The sequence below is a fragment of the Streptomyces sp. NPDC048671 genome (genome assembly GCF_055587045.1).
In genome coordinates, this window is record NZ_JBVJHB010000025.1 from 49,519 (window position 1) to 71,310 (window position 21,792).

At 72.0% G+C, this 21,792-nt stretch carries 19 protein-coding genes; 14 read left to right on the forward strand and 5 right to left on the reverse strand.

The genetic code is table 11. The features are described from left to right. Positions 1 to 7 precede the first annotated feature (7 nt). The 3 genes from ACZ6S6_RS35100 (at position 8) to ACZ6S6_RS35110 (ending at position 5,887) form a co-directional block, all read left to right on the forward strand. Positions 8 to 2,452, forward strand: coding sequence for an MFS transporter (locus ACZ6S6_RS35100; RefSeq protein ID WP_469709049.1), 2,445 nt, complete (start codon positions 8 to 10; stop codon positions 2,450 to 2,452). Between the two features lie 156 nt (positions 2,453 to 2,608). After that, positions 2,609 to 5,056, forward strand: a complete 2,448-nt coding sequence (locus ACZ6S6_RS35105; protein ID WP_469709050.1) for an ATP-binding SpoIIE family protein phosphatase — start codon at positions 2,609 to 2,611, stop codon at positions 5,054 to 5,056. A gap of 111 nt (positions 5,057 to 5,167) precedes the next feature. Continuing rightward, positions 5,168 to 5,887 (forward strand): methyltransferase domain-containing protein, encoded by a 720-nt coding sequence (locus ACZ6S6_RS35110; protein WP_469709052.1) that lies wholly within the window; start codon positions 5,168 to 5,170, stop codon positions 5,885 to 5,887. Between the two features lie 172 nt (positions 5,888 to 6,059). Here ACZ6S6_RS35110 and ACZ6S6_RS35115 read toward each other — a convergent pair whose 3' ends face one another. Then, complete coding sequence (locus ACZ6S6_RS35115; RefSeq protein WP_362954460.1) at positions 6,060 to 6,950, reverse strand: LysR family transcriptional regulator; 891 nt, start codon at positions 6,948 to 6,950, stop codon at positions 6,060 to 6,062. A gap of 153 nt (positions 6,951 to 7,103) precedes the next feature. On the opposite strand from ACZ6S6_RS35115, the gene ACZ6S6_RS35120 reads away from it, so the two are divergent. The 7 genes from ACZ6S6_RS35120 (at position 7,104) to ACZ6S6_RS35150 (ending at position 14,417) form a co-directional block, all read left to right on the forward strand. Continuing rightward, complete coding sequence (locus ACZ6S6_RS35120; RefSeq protein WP_362954543.1) at positions 7,104 to 8,105, forward strand: aldo/keto reductase; 1,002 nt, start codon at positions 7,104 to 7,106, stop codon at positions 8,103 to 8,105. Between the two features lie 151 nt (positions 8,106 to 8,256). Further along, the gene (locus ACZ6S6_RS35125; RefSeq protein WP_362954458.1) at positions 8,257 to 9,090 is read left to right on the forward strand and encodes a M55 family metallopeptidase; all 834 of its coding nucleotides are present in this window, start codon (positions 8,257 to 8,259) and stop codon (positions 9,088 to 9,090) included. Then, positions 9,083 to 10,426, forward strand: a complete 1,344-nt coding sequence (locus tag ACZ6S6_RS35130) for a M20/M25/M40 family metallo-hydrolase (RefSeq protein WP_362954457.1) — start codon at positions 9,083 to 9,085, stop codon at positions 10,424 to 10,426. The genes ACZ6S6_RS35125 and ACZ6S6_RS35130 overlap by 8 nt, the downstream gene beginning before the upstream one ends. Before the next feature lie 20 nt (positions 10,427 to 10,446). After that, the gene (locus tag ACZ6S6_RS35135; RefSeq protein ID WP_469709055.1) at positions 10,447 to 12,432 is read left to right on the forward strand and encodes a prolyl oligopeptidase family serine peptidase; all 1,986 of its coding nucleotides are present in this window, start codon (positions 10,447 to 10,449) and stop codon (positions 12,430 to 12,432) included. Continuing rightward, complete coding sequence (locus ACZ6S6_RS35140; protein WP_469709057.1) at positions 12,429 to 13,391, forward strand: S66 peptidase family protein; 963 nt, start codon at positions 12,429 to 12,431, stop codon at positions 13,389 to 13,391. Before ACZ6S6_RS35135 ends, ACZ6S6_RS35140 begins: the two co-directional genes overlap by 4 nt. A gap of 163 nt (positions 13,392 to 13,554) precedes the next feature. Further along, positions 13,555 to 13,794: a LapA family protein gene (locus ACZ6S6_RS35145; RefSeq protein ID WP_362954451.1), complete on the forward strand. Its 240-nt coding sequence runs from the start codon at positions 13,555 to 13,557 to the stop codon at positions 13,792 to 13,794. A 68-nt stretch (positions 13,795 to 13,862) separates the two neighbouring features. Next, positions 13,863 to 14,417 carry a GNAT family N-acetyltransferase gene (locus tag ACZ6S6_RS35150; protein ID WP_362954450.1) on the forward strand — a complete coding sequence of 185 codons (555 nt, stop codon included), beginning with the start codon at positions 13,863 to 13,865 and terminating at the stop codon, positions 14,415 to 14,417. A 72-nt stretch (positions 14,418 to 14,489) separates the two neighbouring features. Here ACZ6S6_RS35150 and ACZ6S6_RS35155 read toward each other — a convergent pair whose 3' ends face one another. Both ACZ6S6_RS35155 and ACZ6S6_RS35160 read right to left on the reverse strand, forming a co-directional pair. Then, on the reverse strand, positions 14,490 to 14,882 hold the full coding sequence (locus ACZ6S6_RS35155) for a VOC family protein (protein WP_362954448.1): 393 nt from the start codon (positions 14,880 to 14,882) through the stop codon (positions 14,490 to 14,492). Further along, the gene (locus tag ACZ6S6_RS35160) at positions 14,879 to 15,181 is read right to left on the reverse strand and encodes an ArsR/SmtB family transcription factor (RefSeq protein ID WP_469709059.1); all 303 of its coding nucleotides are present in this window, start codon (positions 15,179 to 15,181) and stop codon (positions 14,879 to 14,881) included. Before ACZ6S6_RS35160 ends, ACZ6S6_RS35155 begins: the two co-directional genes overlap by 4 nt. 106 nt (positions 15,182 to 15,287) lie before the next feature. Here ACZ6S6_RS35160 and thpR point away from each other — a divergent pair, with 106 nt between their 5' ends. Further along, positions 15,288 to 15,896, forward strand: a complete 609-nt coding sequence (gene thpR / locus ACZ6S6_RS35165; RefSeq protein ID WP_469709061.1) for an RNA 2',3'-cyclic phosphodiesterase — start codon at positions 15,288 to 15,290, stop codon at positions 15,894 to 15,896. A gap of 59 nt (positions 15,897 to 15,955) precedes the next feature. Here the strand turns inward: thpR and ACZ6S6_RS35170 are convergent, their stop codons facing one another. Then, positions 15,956 to 16,606 (reverse strand): class II aldolase/adducin family protein, encoded by a 651-nt coding sequence (locus tag ACZ6S6_RS35170; RefSeq protein ID WP_469709063.1) that lies wholly within the window; start codon positions 16,604 to 16,606, stop codon positions 15,956 to 15,958. Next, positions 16,603 to 17,877, reverse strand: coding sequence for a 3-oxo-tetronate kinase (gene otnK, locus ACZ6S6_RS35175; RefSeq protein WP_469709064.1), 1,275 nt, complete (start codon positions 17,875 to 17,877; stop codon positions 16,603 to 16,605). The genes ACZ6S6_RS35170 and otnK overlap by 4 nt, the downstream gene beginning before the upstream one ends. 209 nt (positions 17,878 to 18,086) lie before the next feature. Between otnK and ACZ6S6_RS35180 the strand changes: the two genes are divergently transcribed. The 3 genes from ACZ6S6_RS35180 (at position 18,087) to ACZ6S6_RS35190 (ending at position 21,792) form a co-directional block, all read left to right on the forward strand. Further along, positions 18,087 to 19,487 carry a homoserine dehydrogenase gene (locus tag ACZ6S6_RS35180; RefSeq protein ID WP_362954439.1) on the forward strand — a complete coding sequence of 467 codons (1,401 nt, stop codon included), beginning with the start codon at positions 18,087 to 18,089 and terminating at the stop codon, positions 19,485 to 19,487. Further along, positions 19,487 to 20,845, forward strand: coding sequence for a GntT/GntP/DsdX family permease (locus ACZ6S6_RS35185; protein ID WP_469709066.1), 1,359 nt, complete (start codon positions 19,487 to 19,489; stop codon positions 20,843 to 20,845). Before ACZ6S6_RS35180 ends, ACZ6S6_RS35185 begins: the two co-directional genes overlap by 1 nt. Positions 20,846 to 21,000: 155 nt before the next feature. Then, positions 21,001 to 21,792: a DeoR/GlpR family DNA-binding transcription regulator gene (locus tag ACZ6S6_RS35190; protein WP_362954435.1), complete on the forward strand. Its 792-nt coding sequence runs from the start codon at positions 21,001 to 21,003 to the stop codon at positions 21,790 to 21,792.

Here is a 21,792-nt window from a genome sequence, read left to right on the forward strand (position 1 = left end):
GCGGCACGTGGTGGGTGGGATCACTCTGGTGAAGGACGAGCCCGACGGTACGGGCGACACCGCAACGGTGCGGACGTCCGAACCGCCCCCGCCGCCGGCCGCGACGGAATCAGCCGCTCCGTATCTGCCCCCGGAACCCGAGACGGACCCCCGTCGCATCCGGCTGATCTTCATCGGGCTGATGCTCACGCTGCTGCTCGCGGCGCTCGACCAGATGATCGTCGCCACCGCGCTCCCGAAGATCGTCGGTGAGCTGCACGGCCTGGAGAAGATGTCCTGGGCGGTCACCGCCTATCTGCTCGCCTCCACCATCGGGCTCCCGGTCTACGGCAAGCTCGGCGACCTCTTCGGCCGCAAGGGCGTCTTCCAGTTCGCGATCGTCGTCTTCGTCATCGGCTCCGCGCTGGCCGGCTGGTCGCGCACCATGGACGAACTGATCGCCTTCCGCGCCCTCCAGGGCGTCGGCGGCGGCGGGCTGATGATCGGCGTCCAGGCGATCATCGCGGACGTCGTGCCGCCCCGGGAGCGCGGCCGGTTCATGGGGCTCATCGGCGCGGCCTTCGGACTCGCCTCCGTGGCGGGCCCGTTGCTCGGCGGCTTCTTCACCGACCACGCCTCCTGGCGCTGGTGCTTCTACATCAACATCCCGTTCGGCCTGGTCACCTTCGCGGTCATCACCGTCGTGCTGAAGCTCCCGAAGCCCACGGTCCGGCCGCGGCTCGACATCCTCGGCGCGCTGCTGCTGGCCGCCGCCTCCACCTGTCTGGTGCTGCTGACCAGCTGGGGCGGCACGGAGTACGCCTGGGGCTCGGGCACCATCCTGGGACTGGCCGCCGGAGCCGCCGGAACGACTCTGCTCTTCGTCGTCGTCGAGCACCGCGCGCCCGAACCGATCATTCCGCTGCGGCTGTTCCGTGACTCGATCTTCAACGTCAGCGCCCTCGTCGGCGCGGTCGTGGGAGTCGCCCTGTTCGGCGCCGCCAGCTATCTGCCGACCTTCCTCCAGATGGTCGACGGCGCCACCGCCACCGAGTCCGGGCTGCTGATGCTGCCGATGATGGGCGGCATCGTGGCCGCGTCCGTCGTCTCGGGCCAGCTGATCTCCCGTACCGGCAAGTACCGCGTCTACCCGATCGCAGGCAGCGCCCTCGCGGCGGTGGGCATGTGGCTGCTGTCCCGGCTCGAAACGGACACCCCGCGGCTGGAGTACAGCATCTCGCAGGCGGTGCTCGGTCTCGGGATCGGGCTGATCATGCCGGTGCTGGTGCTCGCCGTGCAGAACTCCGTACGCCCCGCCGACCTCGGCACCGCCACCAGCGCCAACAACTACTTCCGGCAGATCGGCGGCAGCGTCGGCGCGGCCGTGTTCGGCACGCTCTTCGCCGGGCGGCTCGCCGACGCGCTCGCGGTGCGCCTGCCGTCGGGAGCGGATCTGCCCGACCCCGAGTCGATCACGCCGCAGCTGGTCCACGCCATGGACCCGGTGCTGCGTGACAGCTATATCCAGGCATACGCCGACGCGATGCCCCGGATCTTCCTCTACCTTGTGCCGGTCCTCGTGCTCGGCCTGTTCTTCGCCTTCTTCCTCAAGGAGAAACCGCTGGTGTCCCACCACAGCCCCGAAACCGCAGCCGAGCCCGCGACGATCCCCTCCGCCCGCACCGATCCGGGCACCCAGCCCGCCGGACCCCTCTCGGGGGTGCCCGTCCGCGGCAGCGTCCAGCACCCCGACGGCACGAAGGTCCCGCGCGCCGCCCTCACCCTCATCGACGTCCAGGGACAGCAGGTCGGCAGGGGTGCCAGCGGAGACGAGGGGCGGTACGCGCTCAGCGTCCCCGGCGCCGGTTCGTACGTCCTCATCGCCGCTGCCGGAGGCCACCAGCCGCAGGCCGTCAGCGTCACCGTGGGCGAGCGGCCCGTGGAACTCGACGTGGTGCTCGGCGGTGCGGGCCGGCTGGCGGGGACCGTCGTGACGGCGGACGGTGTTCCGGTGCGCGACGCGGCCGTCACCCTGACCGACGTACGCGGTGAGGTGGTCTCCTCCACCCGCAGCGGGCGCGAGGGCGGCTATGTCATCTCGGAACTGGTGGCGGGGGAGTACACCCTCGCGGCCAGCGCCCCCGCGTTCCGGCCGGCCGCGCTGCCGGTCAGTGTGCAGGCGGCCCGCGAGACCCGGCAGGACATCGAACTGGCCGGCGGCGCCGTGCTCCGCGGCGTCGTGCGCGCCAGCGGCGGGCGGCTCGTGGAGGACGCCCGGGTCACGCTCCTGGACGCGGCGGGCAATGTGGTCGACACCCTGACCACCGGGCCCGACGGTGCCTTCCGGTTCGTCGACCTGTCCACCGGCGAGTACACCGTGATCGCCGCCGGCTACCCGCCGGTGGCCACCGTCCTCCAGGTCGCGGGCGGCGGACGCACCGAACGGGACCTCCAGCTGGGCCACGAGGACTGAGTCCGCGACGGGTGGTGAAGGTAGTGCGCCCCCGAGTGCGCGGGGCGCACCACCTTCGGGGGTGATTCCGTCGATGACCGGCGAGCGCCCGTCGCGGCCCCGTACGGTGGAGCCTCGTACCGCAGAACCTCGCGGTGGGGAAGGAGCCTTCCACCCATGGACCTCGGTGTGCCGTCGCAGAGGACACCACAACCGCGAGACGCCGCGGCGGGCCGAGTGCCGCTCGCCGTGGTCGTCGTCGACGCGGACGGACTCGTGTCGCACTGGTCGACCGGGGCCAGAAGGCTCTTCGGTGTCGCCAGGGACGACGCGATCGGCTGCCCGGCCGGTGAACTGCTCCCGGTCGCCGGGGCGTTACGGGACCACGGCGAACCGTCGCGAGGCGGGATGTACGCCGAGTACGGCCCCGAGCTGGACAGCTCCCTCAGCGGCGCCGTCGCCTACCCGGCGGCGGGCCGGGCCCGGGTGGACGAACCGGACCGCGGCCGGATCGAGGTCCTGTGGTGGGCCTATCCGCTCGTCGGCCCCGGCCCCGAGCGGCTGCTCGTGCTCGCCGCGGACTCCGCGCAGGTACGCGGCGCGGAGGCGGGGGAGGGCCGGGACGCCGACACGATCGCACCCGGATTCGCCCTGCACACCGACTTCCCCGGCTACCGGGAGCTGTCCGGGCGGCTGCCCGAGATCCTGCCCAGCATGAGCGTCCACGAGGCCACTCGGATCGTCTCCCAGGTACTCGAACTCGGCTATCCAGTACTGGAGTTCAGCCGCCACGACCGAATCCCGGTGACCCCTGACTGGGGAGTGCCGCAGCGCGCCGGACACCGGGAATCCCGGGACCCGCAACACATCGCCGACGGCCGGCTCACGCCCCGCGCGGCGCCCCGCCCCGAGCTGGACCTCGAATACGCGGCGGTCCGTGAACGGCTGGAGTTCCTCAACGAGGTCAGCGGCCGCATCGGTTCCTCCCTCGACCTGGAGCGCACCATCCGCGAGGTCACCAGCGCCGCGGTGCCCCGCTTCACGGACTTCGCCGGGACCCATCTGCGCGCCGCGGTCCTCGCCGGCGAGGGCTTCCCGGACGGCCCGCCCGACGTCACGACGGTCTGGCACCGGGTCTGGGTCGAGCACAACGACGAACCGGGCCGCTGGGACGACACCGTGCCGGTCGGCGAGTCCATCGCGTTCCCGGAACACACCCCGTTCTTCCAGTGCATGGTCACCGGCGAGCCGGTCATCATCCCTTACGTCAGCGAGGAGTTGAGCAACCGGATCTCGGGCGAGTTCGAGAAGCGCGACCTGCGTCCGCTGATCACCCACCGCTCCCTGCTCATCGTGCCGCTCAAGGCCCGCGACGTGGTGCTCGGCTTCATGGTCCTGATGCGGCGCCCCGGCCGGGAGCCCTTCGACGACATGGACCGCACCACCGGCGCCGAACTCGCCGCCAGGGCCGGGCTCGTCCTCGACAACGCCCGCATGTACACCTACCAGGAGAACGTCGCGGAGACCCTCCAGGACAGCATGCTGCCCCAGGTCGAGCCGCGCATGGCCGGCTGCGACATCGCCACCCGCTATCTGCCCGGCGCCCGGCTCGGCAGGGTCGGCGGCGACTGGTTCGACTCGGTGAAGCTTCCCGGCTCCCGGACCGCGCTGGTCGTCGGGGACGTGATGGGGCACGGGCTCAACTCGGCCGCGATGATGGGCCAGTTGCGTACCGCCGTACTGACGATGGCCACCATGGAGATGCCGCCGGCGCAGCTGCTGCGCAATCTGGACGACCTGGCCCAGCGCCTCGGCGAGCAGTACCTGGCCACCTGCCTCTACGCCGTGTACGACCCGATCCGTTCCGAACTCCAGATCGCCAACGCCGGGCACATCCCGCCGGTGCTCGTCCGTGCCGAGGACGGCCGGGCCGAACTGCTCGACCTGCCGACCGGCGCCCCGATCGGGGTCGGCGGGGTGGCCTTCGCGACCGCGACCGTGCGTGTCCTGCCTGGCGACCGCCTGGTGCTCTGCACCGACGGCCTGGTCGAGGTGCGCGGCCAGGACATCGGTGCCGGTCTCGCCGCGCTCTGCGCCTCCGCCGCGCACCCCGCCGCGTCCATGGACGACGCCTGCGACACGATCATCCGCGCGCTCAACCCCAGCGGCGGCCGCAACGACGACGTCGCGCTGCTGATGGCCCGGCTCAACGGCATCCCCGACGACGACGTCGCCGAGTGGCAACTCGCCCTGGATCCACGCGAGGTGGCCCGAGCCCGCCGGATGGTCCGCGGCAAGCTGCTCGACTGGGAGCTGCCGGACGCCGTGGAGGCGGCCGAACTGATGGTCAGCGAGCTCGTCACCAATGCGGTGAAGCACGGACGCACCCATCACATCGGGCTCCGGCTGGTCCGTACCGGCGCACTGCTCTGCGAGGTCACCGACGACGAGCCCGCCCCCGCCGCGCTCCTCGAAGCCACCGCAGACGACGAGTTCGGCCGCGGGCTCGTCCTGGTGAGCGGCCTCGCCCGGGAGTGGGGCAGCAGTACCACGGCCCGCGGCAAGACCGTCTGGTTCGAGCTGGCGCTCTCCCGGCTGCCCAGTCTCCGGCGCAACGGCTGGTAAAAGCAGCCGCCCCTGGCGGCCGGTCCTGTGCGCACCCTTGCCCTGATCAGCGGAGGGCGGTAGTCCCTTGTTGTGCAAGGTGCCTCAGTGCGACGGGACTTGGGAGTGCGCATGGATGTTTCACAGCGGTACAGCGAGGCGTGGGAAGGCTTCTGGGCCGCCACATCGGACGAGCCCGGCGAGGCGATCTGGGACGCCGACCCCTCACTGAGCGCCGCACCGCACAGCGAACTGCTCCTGCCGTACGCCGACGCCGCACTGCCCGTCGTCGACCTCGGCTGCGGCAACGGCACCCAGACCCGCTACCTCGCCACCCGGTTCGCCCGCGCCATCGGCGTGGACCTCTCGCACGCCGCGATCGGCCATGCCCGTCGGGCGGACACCGAGGGCGTCGCCGAGTTCGCCCAGCTCGATCTGACCGACGGCGGCGCGGTGCGCGCCCTGCGCGAGCGGATCGGGGACGCCAACGTCTACATGCGAGCGGTGATCCACCAGAGCGAGGCCGAGTCCAGGCCCGCGGTCGCCGCAGCCGTGGCGACGCTGCTGGGAGCGCGCGGCCGGGCCTTCGTCGCCGAGCTGACCCCGGCCTCCAAGGCCGTGCTCCGGCAGGCGGCGCAGGGGCCGGACGGGCCGCCCAAGAAGCTGCGCCGGGTCTACGACCACGGGCTCAAGCCGGCGGACGCCACCGAGGAGGAGGTGCCCGAACTGCTGAGGGCGGCCGGGCTGACCATCCTGGACAGCGGCGACACGGCCCTGCCGCAGACCGAGCAGCTGCCAGACGGGACCCGGATCGACCTGCCGGCCAGGTGGTTCGTGCTCGCCGCCGGCTGATCCGACGCGCGGGCCGGCCCCGGACGCGCGGACCGTCCGGGGCCGGAGGGGGCGACCGTCGGCCTTGACGCGCGGACGGTCCGGGGCCGGAGGCGTCCGTCAGGGCGGCAGCCGCGGCGGCGGACCCGCCCGATCCTGGCAACGAGGCCGTGCACCTGCCCCCGGGAAACCGTCAGCGCCCCGTCTCGTCCCGCACCAGCGTCATGAGCGCCCGCGCTCCGGGGCTCATGGCCCGCGCGTCCGGCAGCACCACGACGCTCTCGTAGTACGGCTGGAGCGCCCCGTCGAGCCGGACCGTCACCAGGTCCCGCGCCTCGGGCTTGCGGGAGAAGTGGTGCGGGACCACCGCGATGCCGAGCCCCTCCTGCACCAGCTCCAGCAGGCTGTGCACGTCGTTCACCTCGAGCGCCACCGTGCGGCGCACCCGCGCCGTCGCGAACGCCTCGTCGGCCGCACGGCGCGGACCCCAGTCAGGATGGAAGTCGATGAACGGCTCGCCCGGCAGCTCGTCCCACCCGACCCGGTCCGTCGCGGCCAGCCGGTGGCCGGGGGCGCACAGCAGGACCATGGGCTCACGGGCCAGCGGGACCAGCTCGCCACGCCACTCCACGGAGCTGACCGTGGCGGCGAACGCGATGTCGAGCCGCCCTCCGGCCACCCCGTCCACCAGGCTCGTCGTCCCCTCCTGGCGGAGCCGGATCTCCATGTGCGGGTGCGCGCGGTGGAAGGCGGCGAGCAGCCGGGGCAGGCTCACCCCGGCCACGCACTGCTCGACGCCCACCGACAGGGTGCCGCGCAGCAGCCCCCGTACGGCGTCGACGGCATCCTTCGCCGCCCGCGCGCCCGCCAGCGTGCGCTCGGCCTCCACCAGCAGGGCGCGCCCCGCCTCGGTCAGCCGCACACTGCGGGTGGTCCGGCTGAACAGCGGGGTCCGCAGCTCCTGCTCCAGCGCCCGGACGGAGGCGGAGAGGCCGGACTGCGACACCGCGAGGCGCTCGGCGGCCCGGGTGAAGTGCTGCTCCTCGGCGACCGCGACGAAATGTTCCAGCTGGCGCAACTCCATGATTGAGAAATATAGACGCTGAATCCAAACGGAATCTCCTGTTGGACTGCTGGATCGATGTGGGCGAGCCTGGACCCCGCAACCTCGCCGGGGCGGAGCCGAACAGCGGCGCGTCCCCGGCGGACCGGAACGATCTCTCCCGTGGAGTCCCGCATGTACATCCCGTCCGCCGACCGCTACCAGGACATGCCCTACCGGCGCACCGGGCGCAGTGGGCTGAAACTGCCGGCCCTCTCGCTCGGCCTGTGGCACAACTTCGGCGGGGACCGGACGCCGGAGACCCAGGGGCAGATCCTGCGCAGGGCGTTCGACCTCGGCATCACCCACTTCGACCTGGCGAACAACTACGGCCCGCCGCCCGGCTCCGCCGAGACCGCGATGGGCCGCGCGCTGGGTACGGACTTCGCCCGGCACCGGGACGAGATCATCGTCTCCACCAAGGCCGGCTATCTGATGTGGGACGGCCCCTACGGGGAGTGGGGCTCGCGCAAGAACCTGCTCTCCTCGCTCGACCAGAGCCTCGGCCGCCTCGGGCTCGACTACGTCGACATCTTCTACTCCCACCGGCCCGACCCCGAGACCCCGCTCGAAGAGACGATGGGCGCCCTCCACTCGGCGGTGCGGCAGGGCAAGGCGCTCTACGTGGGTGTCTCCAACTACTCGGCCGAGCAGACCCGCGAGGCCGCCCGGATCCTGAAGGACCTCGGCACCCCGCTGCTCATCCACCAGCCGCGCTACTCGATGCTGGACCGCTGGGTCGAGGACGGCCTGCTCACCGCCCTCGACGAGCTGGGCACCGGCTCCATCGCGTACTCCCCGCTGGAGCAGGGCATCCTCTCCGACCGCTACCTCCGCGGCATCCCGGAGGGTTCACGGGCGGCGGGCAGCAGCCCGTTCCTGTCGGCCGACTCCGTCACCCCGGAGCTGGTCGGATCGCTCCGCCGGCTCGACGAACTGGCCTCCGAGCGCGGTCAGTCGCTGGCGCAGATGGCGCTGGCCTGGGTGCTGCGCGGCGGCCGGGTCACCTCCGCCGTCGTCGGGGCGAGCAGCGTCGCCCAACTGGAGAACAGCGTCCAGGCGGTCCGCAACCTGGAGTTCAGCGACAGGGAACTCAGCCGGATCGAAAAGCTGTTGAAGGGCGCCAAGCGCCGCTGAGGCCTGCTCCGGTCCGGCCGCCGCCGGCGGAAAGGCGCCCGGCGGCGGAAGGGCCCTCTTCCGGCGGAACGGACCTCCTTCAGTGGAGTGGACCACTGGAGGTCAGGGCAGCCCTGGCCCGCCCGTTCCGCGACGCGTACCGTGTGGCCGCATGAAGATCCTCGTCAGCGCCGACATGGAAGGCGCCACCGGTGTGACCTGGCCGGCCGATGTGCTGCCCGGCACCCCGCAGTGGGAGCGGTGCCGTTCCCTGTTCACCTCCGACGTCAACGCCGCGGCCCTCGGGTTCTACGACGGCGGCGCCGACGAGGTGCTCATCAACGAGGCCCACTGGACCATGCGCAACCTGCTGCTGGAACGGCTCGACGACCGGGTCCAGATGCTCACCGGCAAGCACAAGTCGCTCAGCATGGTGGAGGGCATCCAGCACGGGGACGTCGACGCGGTCGCCTTCGTCGGCTACCACACGGGTGCCGGTACGGAAGGCGTCCTGGCCCACACCTATCTGGCCAACTCCATCACCGGGGTGTGGCTGAACGGGGTCAGGGCCAGCGAGGGGCTGCTCAACGCGCACGTCGCCGCCGAGTACGGCGTCCCCGTCGTCCTCGTCACCGGGGACGACCTGACCTGTGTGGACGCGCGGGGGTACGCCCCCGACGCCCGTACGGTCGCGGTCAAGGACTACGTCTCGCGGTACGCCGCGGTCTGCCGCACCCCCGCCCGTACCGCAGCCGACATCCGTGCGGCGGCCAAGGAGGCGACGGCTCTCGCCGGGCGGTACCCGGCGGTCGAGGGCGGACCGTTCACCGTGGAGCTGGAGTTCGACGCCGAGCACCTGGCCGCGGCAGCCACGGTCGTACCCGGCGCGGCGGCCTCCGGCGAGAGGCGTGTCGCCTACACGAGCGAGACGATGTACGAAGGAATCCGCACGTTCAAGGCGGTGACGACCATCGTGTCTTCCGCCGTGGAGGAACAGTATGGCTGAGGTGACCAACCACAAGAACAGCGTCGATGACCTCGCACTCGACGAATCGGTGACGTTCACCTCCGAACTGATCCGCATCGACACCACCAACCGGGGCGGCGGCGACTGCCGCGAACGCCCGGCGGCCGAGTACGTCGCGGAGCGGCTGGCCGGCGCCGGACTCGAACCCGTGCTCCTGGAGCGCACCCCCGGTCGTACCAACGTCGTCGCCCGGATCGCGGGCACCGACCCCTCGGCCGAAGCGCTGCTGGTCCACGGGCACCTGGACGTGGTGCCCGCGGAGGCCGACGACTGGACCGTGCACCCCTTCTCCGGCGAGATCCGCGACGGGGTCGTCTGGGGCCGCGGCGCCATCGACATGAAGAACATGGACGCGATGGTCCTCGCCGTCGTCCGGTTCTGGGCGAGGACCGGCATCCGGCCCCGCCGCGACATCGTGATCGCGTACACCGCCGACGAGGAGGCCAGCGCCGACGACGGCTCGGGCTTCCTGGCCGATCAGCACGCCGGACTCTTCGAGGGCTGTACGGAGGGCATCAGCGAATCCGGCGCCTTCACCTTCCACGCCGGACCGAACATGCCGCTCTACCCCATCGCGGCGGGCGAACGCGGCACCGGATGGCTCAAGCTCACCGCACACGGCAGAGCGGGACACGGCTCCAAGGTCAACAAGGCCAACGCCGTCAGCACGCTGGCCGCCGCCGTCGCCCGCATCGGCGCACACGAATGGCCGGTACGCCTCACCCCGACGGTCCGCGCCGCGCTCACCGAGATCGCCGCACTGCACGGCATCCACCCCGACCTCGACGCCCCCGGCTTCGACGTGGACGAACTCCTCGGCAAGATCGGACCGGCCGCGGCCCTCGTCGAACCGACCGTCCGCAACAGCGCCAACCCGACGATGCTGGACGCCGGTTACAAGGTCAACGTGATCCCGGGCCACGCCACCGCCTTCATCGACGGCCGGACGGTGCCCGGCGGCGAGGACGAGTTCCACGCCACCATGGACCGGCTGACCGGCCCCTCGGTCGACTGGGAGTTCCACCACCGCGAGATCGCCCTGGAAGCCCCGGTCGACTCACCCACGTACGCCAGGCTCCGGGCCGCCGTCGAGCGGTTCGACCCGGACGGTCATGTGGTGCCGTACTCCATGTCAGGCGGTACCGACGCCAAGCAGTTCTCCCGGCTCGGCATCACCGGCTACGGCTTCTCACCGCTGAAGCTGCCCGTCGGCTTCGACTACCAGGCCCTCTTCCACGGCGTGGACGAACGTGTCCCCGTCGAGGCGCTGCACTTCGGCGTCCGGGTCCTGGACCATTATCTCCGCACCGCCTGACCCACTCGGGGGAATCGAACATGGCAACCACAGGGGCCTACGGAAGCTGGCCGTCACCGATCGACGCCGCGCTGGCCGCCTCGCGGGACGGCCGGCCGGAGTACGTCGAAGCGGTCGGCGACGAACTGTGGTGGACGGAGCCGCGCCCGGCCCAGGCCGGCCGGCGCGCCCTCGTGCGACGCCTGGCCGACGGAACCACCGCGGAGCTGCCCGCCCCCTGGAACGCCCGCAGCCGCGTCATCGAGTACGGCGGACGGCCCTGGACCGGCACGGAACGCGCCGAGGGCGGCCCGCTGATCGTCTTCGTCCACTTCGACGACCAGCGGCTGTACGCCTACGAGCCGGACGGGCCCGGCGAACCCTGGCCGCTCACCCCCCTCTCGCCGGTCGGCGGCGGACTGCGCTGGGTCGATCCGCGACTGCACCCGGACCGGGGCGCCTCGGGCGAGGTCTGGTGCGTCCTGGAGGAGTTCACCGGTGAGGGACCGGGCGAACTGCGCAGGCTGATCGCCGCCGTGCCGCTCGACGGCTCGGCGGCCGCCGACAGGTCGGCGGTACGCGAACTCTCCGACGCCCGGCACCGGTTCGTCACCGGGCCCGAGCTCTCACCGGACGGGCGGCAGGCGGCCTGGATCGCCTGGGACCACCCGCGGATGCCGTGGGACGGCACCGAGGTGATCGTCGCGGACATCGGCGAGGACGGTACGTTCCACGCCCCCCGGACCCTCCTGGGAGGTCCGGAGGAATCGGTACCGCAGATCCAGTGGGCCGCGGACGGACAGCTGCTCCTCGCCAGTGACCGCAGCGGGTGGTGGAATCTGTACCGCGCGGGTCCGGACGGCGACGCGGTGGAACTCTGCCCCAGGCAGGAGGAGTTCGCCGGACCGCTGTGGAAGATCGGCCTCAGCTGGTTCCGGCCGCTGGAGAACGGGCTGATCGCCACCCTGCACGGCAAGGGGTCCACCACGCTCGGCATCCTCGACCCGGAGACCGGCAGTCTCGTCGACATCGCCGGACCCTGGACCGAATGGGCCGGAACGCTCGCCGTGCAGGGCAGCCGGGTCATCGGCATCGCCGCGAGCCCGCACAGCGCGTACGAGATCGTGGAGCTGGACACCTCGACCGGGCACACCCGGATCATCGGGGCACCCCACCAGGACGCGGTCGACCCCGCGTACTACCCCCGGCCCGCCGACCGCACCTTCACCGGTCCGGGCGGCCGGGAGATCCACGCCCACATCTACCCGCCGCACAGCCCCGACCGGCCCGGCCCGGCCGATGAGCTGCCGCCCTACGTCGTGTGGGCGCACGGCGGCCCCACCGGGCACGCCGCGCTCGTCCTCGACCTGGAGATCGCCTACTTCACCTCGCGCGGCATCGGCGTGGCCGAGGTCAACTACGGCGGCTCGACCGGCTACGGGCGGGCCTACCGCAACCGCCTGCGCGAACAGTGGGGCGTCGTCGACGTGGAGGACTGCGCGGCCGTCGCCGGGGCACTCGCCGCCGAGGGCACCGCGGACCCGCACCGGCTCGCCGTCCGCGGCGGCAGCGCCGGCGGGTGGACCACCGCCGCCTCGCTGACCGGCACCGACGTCTACGCCTGCGGAACCATCATCTATCCCATCCTCGACCTGACCGGCTGGGGCACGGGGGAGACCCACGACTTCGAGTCGCAGTACCTGGAGTCGCTGGTGGGCCCGCTCGCCGAGGTCCCCGACCGCTACCGCGAACGGTCGCCGATCACCCGAACCGACCGGCTCACCACGCCGTTCCTGCTGCTCCAGGGGGAGGACGACCCGATCTGCCCGCCCGTGCAGTGCGAACGCTTCCTCGCCGCCGTGGAGGGGCGCGGCATCCCGCACGCCTACCTCACCTACCCGGGCGAGGGCCACGGCTTCCGCCGCGCCGACACCATGATCAGTGCGCTGGAGGCCGAACTCTCCCTCTACGCCCAGACCTTCGGCATCGAGCGGACCGACGTGCCGCGGCTGGAACTGCGGAAGTGACCCTCGCGCCCTCCGCGCCCCTCGCACCCCTGACCCGCCCCGCCCGGCTGCGCGCGGGCGCCAGGGTCGCCGTCGTCTCCCCGAGCGGGCCGGTGCCCGTCGACCGCCTGGAGCCGGGCCTCGACATCCTGCGCGGCTGGGGCCTGGACCCCGTGACGCTGCCGCATGTCCTGGACGTGCACCCGGAGCTGGACTACCTCGGCGGTACGGACGAGGCGCGTGCCCGGGACCTCCAGGACGCCTGGTGCGATCCTTCGGTCGACGCGGTGATCTGCGCCCGGGGCGGTTACGGGGTGCACCGCATGGTCGATCTGCTCGACTGGGCGGCGATGCGGGCCGCCGGGCCCAAGGTGTTCGTCGGATACAGCGACATCACCGTGCTCCACGAGGCGTTCGCCCTGCGGGCCGGGCTCGCCACCCTGCACGGCCCCATGGTCGGCACCGAGGCCTTCCTCAAGGACCCGCGTACCCAGGAGTCCCTGCGGGCCACCCTGTTCGAGCCCGAGACGGTACGGACATTGGGGCTCGACGGAGCGGGGGTCATGGTGCCCGGCCGGGCGCGGGGGATCACCTACGGCGGCTGCGTGAGCCTGCTGGCCGCCGATCTGGGCACCCCGCACGCCCGGCGGTCGGCCCGCGGCGGGCTGCTGGTCATCGAGGACACCACCGAGGACCCGTACGGCATCGACCGCATCCTCACCCAGCTGCTGCGGGCCGGGGCGCTCGACGGCGTCGCCGGGGTGGCCTGCGGCTCCTGGGCGGGCTGCGGGCCGTACGCGAAGGTGCGGGCGGTGCTCGCCGACCGGCTCGGCGGCCTCGGTGTCCCCGTCGTCGAGGAGCTCGGCTTCGGCCACGGTCCCACCGGGCTGACGATTCCGCTCGGGGTGCCGGCCGTGCTGGACGCGCCCGCGGACGGCGGGCCGGCCACCCTCACGGTCGAGGTGCCGGCGCTGGTCTGAGCGGTGCGGGGGCAGGCTTCCCGGCGGTGAACCGATGAGGTGAGCGCCTGCCGCGCCCCTGCCACCCGTATGGGCGTACAGGACCGCCCCCCGGCACCCGGACGGAGCCATCCTGGTGCTCCGGGGGGCGGAGACGCGCCAGGAGCAGGGAAGGGGCCGGTTCATGAGCCCGAAAGATGTGTCGAGCGGCGGGACGAGGGGCACCGGGCCGTTCACCCCGGCCCGCATTCTGGTTCTCGTCGTCGCGGTCCTGTCGGTGGTGTTCATCGCGGAGAACACCGGCGACGTGACGGTCCGCCTCCTGATCCCGCTGGTGACCATGCCGCTCTACGTGGCGCTGATCGTGATGTTCGTGGCCGGGATGGCCTGCGGCGCCTACGTCTTCCGCAGGCGGCCCAAGTAGCACCGGCGTACCGGGCGGGCGCCCCGGACGGCACCGGACCGTCCTGAGTACAGCACTACGCTGGGCCGATGTCCGACACCACCTATCTGGCCGAGGGGTCGCGCACGGCGATCCGCCCCTTCACCCTCGCGGATGCCGACGAGTTCACCGCACGGTCCAGGGAGAGCCGCGAACTGCACCGGCCCTGGCTGTTCCCGCCCGCCGATCCGGACAGGTACGCCGCGTACGCGAGCGTGCTCATCGAGGACCCCACGAAGGCCGGATTCCTCGTGTGCGAGCGGTCCGGCGGCGAGGGCGTGGCCGAGGGTGCCATCGCCGGCTTCATCAACATCAACAACATCGTCATCGGCGGCTTCTGCTGCGGCGCCCTCGGATACGGCGCCTTCGCCCACGCGACCGGGCGCGGGCTGATGGCCGAGGGGCTCGACCTGGTTCTGCGGTACGCCTTCGGGACCCTTGGCCTGCACCGCCTCGAAGCCAACATCCAGCCGGGCAACAAGACCTCGCTCGCACTGGTGCGCCGGGCCGGCTTCCGGCTGGAGGGCTTCTCGCCGGACTTCCTCTTCATCGACGGAGGCTGGCGCGACCACGAGCGCTGGGCGATCACCGCCGACATGCGGTGACGCCGAGGGCAACGTGCGGCCCGGCCGACGCCCACCGAGGGCGGGTATCCGGCCACCCGGACGGCCCGGCTCCTACCGAGGCTGTGTCGCGAGCTGGATCAGATTGCCGCAGGTGTCGTCGAGGACGGCGGTGGTGACCGGGCCCGTCTCCAGCGGCTCCTGGACGAAGCGGACGCCGAGACCGCTCAGCCGTTCGTACTCCGCCTTCACGTCGTCCACGGCGAACTGGGCGAGCGGGATCCCGTCCGCCACGAGCGCGTCGCGGTAGATCCTGGCGGCCGGGTGGCCGAGGGGCTCCAGGAGGAGTTCCGTGCCGCCGGGCTCGTCGGGCGAGACGACGGTCAGCCACCGGTCGGTCCCGCCCACCGGGACGTCGTGCTTCTTCACGAAGCCGAGGATCTCGGTGTAGAAGCGCTCGGCCTTGGCCTGGTCGTCGACGAAGACGCTGGTCAGATGGATCTTCATGAGGTGCTCTCCTCCGGTCCGGATGTATCGGGCACGCGCCAACGCTCGGTGATCTGCCGCAGCGGAGCCGTGCACAGGTCGTGGAACTTGTAGCGGCCCTCCCGCCTGGTCTCGACGAGCCCGGCGGCTTCCAGCACGGCGAGGTGCTGCGAGACCCCCTGACGCGAGATACCGAGGCCGTGCCTCATGCTCAGCCGCGAACAGATCTCGAACAGTGTCTGCCCGGACTTCTCCGTGAGCTCGTCGAGGATGGTGCGACGGGTGGGGTCGGCCAGGGCTTTGAAGAGGTCGTCGGCCACCACCGCATCATAGGCAAGTACTCACTTGCTTGTCATGTGGGGGTGTGCCATCGGCGCCATCGGCCGACGCGGCTCCCCGCCACCCGCTCGTCGCCCGCCGATCCGGATGGTGTACGAATTCCGGGTGAACGAACAGATCCGGCCCGCGACCCTTCGCCTGTTCATCGCGCTCGCCCCGCCCGACCGGGCGAAGGAGGAACTCGCCCGGGAGCTGCGCCCCGCCTACGCCACGCACCCGGACATGCGGTGGAACCGTATCGAGGACTGGCACATCACCCTGGCGTTCCTCGGCGAGCTCCCCGCCGCGGCCGTTCCCCCGCTGATTGCGCCGCTCGCCGCCCTCGCGGCGGCCCGGCGGCCGCTGCGGCTGGCCCTGTGCGACGGCGGGAACTTCGAAGACCGGGTGCTGTGGAGCCGTATCGACGGAGAACTCGACGCGTTGCACGCACTCGCCGCCGACGTGCGTACCGCCGTCGGGAGCTGCGGCGTGGCCCTGGAGGACCGGCCCCTGCGACCCCACCTGACGCTGGCCCGTGCCCGCCGGGGCGATCGGTCCTCGGTGGCGGAGATCGCCGCGACGTTCGCCGGGTTCACCGGCCTCCCGTGGCCGGCCGAACGCCTGCACCTGGTCGGCGGCACGACCGGTGGCGGCCCGGGACCGATCCGCTACCGAGACGTCGAGGCGTGGCCGTTCGACGGCGGGGGCCGAACCTGAGACGTCCTCGGCGCGGGCCGGCGGATGCCCCCGGAGGGGGCGTCCGGGTGGTTCGTGTGTCAGGCCGGTGGACCGCCCGTCCAGGGTGAGGCGTACTTCTCTGCCAGCGGGGCGATCTCCTCTGGTGTGAGGAGCCGTGGAGTGCGGTCGCCGAGTGCGAGGAGCAGCGCGGAGACCTCTTCCAGCTCCACGGCGGCGTCGACGGCCGCCGAGACGGAGTGGCCGGCGGTGACGGGGCCGTGGTTCTGCAGCAGAGCCGCCCGGAAGGGGAACAGGAGAGCCTCCATCCGCTCCGCCTGCCCGCTGTCGCCCGGCGCGGCGTAGGGGAGGAGCGGTGTCTGGCCCACCCGCATGACGAAGTACGGGGTCAGCGGCGGTATCGCGCTGTGCTCGCTCCAGGCCGGCAGGCAGGAGACCGCGGTGGCGTGCCGGGAGTGCAGGTGGACGACGGCGCGGGCGGCCGGATCGCGGCGGTAGAACGCCGTGTGCAGCGGGAATTCCTTGCTGGGCTTCGGCCCGTCGAGGTGGGCCCCGGCCGGATCGAGGACGCTGAGCCCGGCGGGGTCGATACGGGACAGGTCCGTGCCGGTGGGGGTGAGGTAGACGTAGGGGCCCTCGCGCACGCTGAGGTTGCCCGAGGAGCCGGGGCTGAGGCCGAGCGCGGCGAGATGGGCGCCCGCGGCGGCGAGTTCGGACCGGGGATCGCTCATGCGAGCACGCTCCAGGCCTCGGTGAAGATGTCCGTGTCGCCGAAGTTGCCGGACTTGAGGGCCACGTCCACCACCCCGTCGGCATGTCCGGTGCTCCGGGCGGCCGTGGCCCAGGTGACACCGGGGGCGATGGGGGACCCGATGGCGAGCGTGCGCACGCCGAGTGCGGTGATCACCGCCCCCGAGGTCTCACCGCCCGCGACGAGGAGCCGCCGTGCGCCGGCTCCGACCAGACGTACGGCGCAGGCGGCCAGCGCCTGCTCGACGAGGACGGATGCGGCGGGTGTGGCGTCCCCCGCCGCCTCGTCCAGGTCGCGCAGGTCGTCGACGGCATAGATGAGGGGTGGCCGCTGCGGGTCGTCCTGCCAGCAGTCGCGGGCGAAGCCGACCAGTTCCTCCACCGAGGCGTCGAGGTCCGCCCGCAGGGCGGCGATGTCGAGCTTGCGGTGGGGGAGGTGTGCGCGGCCGTGGGCCACCTGGGCGCGGGTGGCCGCGGAGGCGCTGCCCGAGAGCACGACCGCCGGATCGCCCGGATGTGAGGCGGCCCGTGCGCGCGAGGCCCCGGGGCGGGGGCCGGTGAGCCCGAGTGCGAGGCCGGCGGCCCCGGTGACCAGGCGGTGGTGCAGAGTGGCCGCGGAGATGGTGCGCAGGTCCTCGTTCTCGGTGGCGTCCACGACGACGAGCGCGTCCGACAGCGCGGGGTCGTCCAGCGCGGCCTTCAGCGACTCGGCCCCGGCCCGCACCGTCTCCAGGCCGACGTGCCGTACCGGGTGCGTGGTCTGCGGGGTCAGCAGCCGGCCCACGTCGGAATCGCGCATCGGCGTGAGCGGATGGTGACGCATCGGGCTCTCGTCGAGGGGCTCGCCGTGGACGAGGAGGCGTCCGCCGTGGACGGTGCGGCCCGTGTCCGGGAACGCGGGTACGACCACGGCGCGTCGCACGTCGATCGCGTTCAGCAACGCGTCCGTCACCGGGCCGATGTTGCCCTTCGGAGTCGAGTCGAAGGTGGAGCAGTATTTGAAGTAGAAACGTTCGCAGCCGGCCGCGCGCAGGGCGCGGAGTGCCGCGAGTGAGGAGTCGACCGCCTCGGAGACCGGTGCGGTGCGCGATTTGAGCGCGACCACGACGGCGTCCGCCGCTGCCACGGCGCGGTCTTCGGCGATGGCGTCGGGGCCGACGGTCACCACCGTGCGGTACCCGCGGGCGACGAGCATCGTCGCGAGGTCCGTTGCTCCGGTGAAGTCGTCGGCGATGGCCCCGAGGGTCGGCATCAGGCCTCCTTGCGTTGGGTGCGGTGCGTAGTCCTGCCGGCCGGATCTGTCATCGACCAGGCGTTTGTGAAAAAATGTTAACAGACTTTACGTGAATGGGATCTGCTGATACATCTTGTTAACGCGCTCCTCGTGGCCCTCGCTTCCCTGACGAGTCCGCCCGCGCCGGGAGTACGCCACTACTTTGCTCGCGCCATCCAGGAGGGCCCATGAACCTGCACCACCTGTTCGCCGACACCGGCGACCGGACCGTGCGGTACGCACTGTCCGGAGCCGGGGGCGGCTTCGCCCGGACCCTGCTGGCCCAGACCCGCCGGCTCGGCCGGCTGGTGCCCGCCGTACTCTGCGACCGCGATGTGGACCGCCTCCGGGCGATGCTCCTGGACCTCGGTCACGATGCCTCGGAGCTGCGTGCCTGCGACACGGCGGACGAGGTGGCAGCCGCGGCCGGCGAAGGGCGCATCGCCCTCGTCGCGGACGGCGCCCTGCTGCCCGCCGCCCCCTGGGACATCCTGGTCGAGGCCACCGGCAGCCCCGCCGACGGGTACACGATGGCGCGAGAGGCCCTCACCCTCGGCCGGCACGTGGCCATGGTGAGCAAGGAGGTCGACTCCGTCGCGGGACTGCACCTCGCCGACCTGGCGAAGGAGAACGGCGTCGTCTACACCACGGCGGACGGGGACCAGCCCGCCAACCTGATCGGCCTGGTGACCTGGGCGCAGCTGCTGGGCCTGGACATCGTGGCCATCGGGAAGTCGAGCGAGTACGACCTCGTCCTCGACCCCGCCACGGGCACCGTGACCCAGCTCGACACCACGGTCCCGGCCCCGGAACTGACCGGCCTGCTCACCCTCGGCGACGACACCCGCGCCACCCTCGCCGCCCGCGCGGCCGCCGTGGCGGCGCTGCCCGTCGGCGCCACCGCCGACTACTGCGAGATGGCCGTCGTCGCCACCAACACCGGGTTCCGGCCCGACGTCGAGCGCCTGCACTACCCGGTCGCCCGCATCGCCGAACTCGCCGACGTCTACGCGCTGCGCGAGGACGGCGGACTCCTGCACCGCCCGGGTGCGGTCGACGTGTTCAGTGCGCTGCGCCTGCCCGACGAGGCGTCCTTCGCCGGCGGCGTGTTCGTCGTCGTCCGCACGGCGGACCCGGTCACCTGGGAGACCCTGCGCGGCAAGGGCCACGTCGTCAGCCGCGACGGCCGCTACGCCGCCATCTACCTGCCCTACCACCTGATGGGCGTCGAGACCCCGCTCTCCCTCCTGTCGGCCGTCCTCCACCACCGCCCCTCCGGCGGCACGGACCCGCGCGCCCACGCGGCGCTGGCCGGACGCGCGCAGCAGGACCTGCCCGCGGGGACCGTCCTCACCATGGGCGGGCACCACCACGACGTGACCGGTGTCCAGGCCGTGCTGCTGCGCGACGAGGACACCCCGGCGGACGTCGCCCCGCTCTACCTCGCCGCCCACTGCACCCTCGCCCGCCCCGTCGCGGCCGGTGAGCTGATCGGGCTGGCCGACCTCGCCGACGCGGACGAGGACCTGCTGCGGGCCTGGACCCTGGGCCGGTCCTCCCGCGCCACCGTCACCGGGGGAGTGCGCTAGTGGACACCGACATACAGAACCTGCTCCTGGGTGCGGCAGCAGTCGTCATCCTGATCCTGCTGATCACCAAGGCGAAAATCCACCCCTTCCTGGCGCTGAGCATCTCCGCGCTGGGACTGGGGCTCGCCGCCGGGATCGGTCCGGGCCAGGCCGTCGACAACTTCCAGAACGGCTTCGGGGACGCCCTGAAGAGCACCGGTCCCACCATCGGTCTCGGCACCGTTCTCGGCGGCATCCTGCTCGGCTCCGGCGGGGCCGACCGCATCGCCACCGTCTTCATCGGATCCCGGCCGGTCAAGTGGATCCCGGCCGCCATCACTGCGGCAGCCCTGCTCATCGGGATGCCGCACCTGTTCGACGTGAGCTTCGTGATGCTCGTACCGCTGGTGTACGCGGTCGCCAAGCGCACCGGCACCCATCTGCTGTACGTCGGACTGCCGATGGCCGCGGGTCTGTACATCTCGCACGGGCTGCTGCCCCCGCACCCCTCGCCGACGCTCGCCGTCTCCGCGTACAGCGCCAACACCGGCCTGACCATCCTCTACGGACTCATCATCGGGATCCCGATCGCCGTGATCAGCGGCCCGCTGCTGACCAAGGTCGCCAGCCGCTGGTTCGGTCCCGCTCCCGACCTGGACAAGGGCCCGGTCCCCGAACCGGAACCCCTGCCGGAGAACCAGCGCCGGCCCGCGTCCTTCACGCTCGCGCTGATCACGGTGCTGCTGCCGCCCGTCCTCATGCTGATCGGCACCCTCGGCACGTCCAGCACGGCGAAGGGCTCCCTGCCGTACGCGGTGTTCGAGGCGCTCGACTCCTCCGTCCTCTCGCTGCTGGCCGCCGTCGTCTTCGCCTTCTTCGCCCTCGGCGTCCGATCCGGGTTCGGCCTCGGCCAGCTCCAGAAGATGGCCGGCAAGGGACTCGGACCGGTCGGCGGCATCGTGCTGATCCTCGGCGCCGGAGGCGGCCTCAAGGCGATGCTGACGGCCACCGGCATCGACGAGATCATCTCCGACTACGCCGTGGACTGGTCGGTGCCCCCGCTGCTGCTGGCCTGGCTGGTCGCCGCGCTGCTGCGGATCTGCCTCGGCTCGGCGACGGTGGCCACCGCCGCCGCGACCGGCATCGTCGCCCCCCTGCTCGGGGCCTACCCGGGGCTCTCCCCTGAACTGATGGTGCTGGCCAGCGCCTCGGGCGCCGTCATGCTGTCCCACGTCAACGACTCGGGCTTCTGGCTGTTCAAGGAGTACTTCCAGCTCTCGGTGTCGCAGACGTTCCGCACCTGGACGCTGATGCTCTCCCTGCAGTCGCTGCTCAGCCTCGGCGGGGTCCTGCTGCTCAGCACCTTCGTCGGCAGCTGACCGTCACCCGACCCCCACTGTCTCCCGACCGTGCACCGCGGCCGGGAGACAGCCGTCCTCGCTCTGCGCGGCGACCCGGTGTGAGCGGCCGCCGCACAGGAACGGCACAATCGCCAACGACCGATGCGGTCGCAGAACAGGAAGGACCACCGACGATGGCCGAGGAACACTCCCCGCCGCTGATCCCGGACCAGCGGCGTGAGCAGTTGCTGAAGCACCTGCGTCGCGACGGAGTGCTCAGCGTTCAGCAGATCACCCAGCTCCTGGGCGTCTCGCACATGACCGTGCGCCGTGACATCGCCGAACTGGAGCGCCAGGGACTGGTCTTCTCCGTACCGGGCGGTGCCAGGATCGCCAGCCATCTGCAGAGCGAACCGAGCTACCAGACCAAGACCCTCATCGAGCAGCCCGAGAAGCAGGCCATGGCAGGCCGCGCCGCGGAACTGGTGCGGGACGGGATGACCGTCTACCTCGACGCGGGCACGACCCTGCTCGCGATGGTCCCGTTCCTGGTGCACCACACCTCGCTGACGGTCGTGACCAACGACTTCACGACCGTCGACGCGCTGATGGCCGCGCCCCACCTCGACATCATCCACGTCGGCGGACAGGTGGAGCCCTCCAACCGGTCGAGCGTGGGCCGCTTGGCAGCCACCGTCCTGCGGCAGCTCGCCCTCGACATGGCCTTCATCAGCACCAGTTCATGGGATCTTCTCCGAGGCGTGACGACCCCCTCCGAGCCCAAGGTCGAAGTCAAACAGGCGGCGATGGAGTGCACGGGCAGCTCCGTGCTCGTGGCGGGTTCCTCGAAGTTCGGAACCTTCGGCAAGTACCGCGTGGCACCCCTCAACGCCTTCGACACGATCATCTCCGACAGCGCTCTGGCCGACGCGGCAGCCGAGGGAGTGCGGGCCTCAGGAACCGAACTGCACCTGGTGAACGCCTGA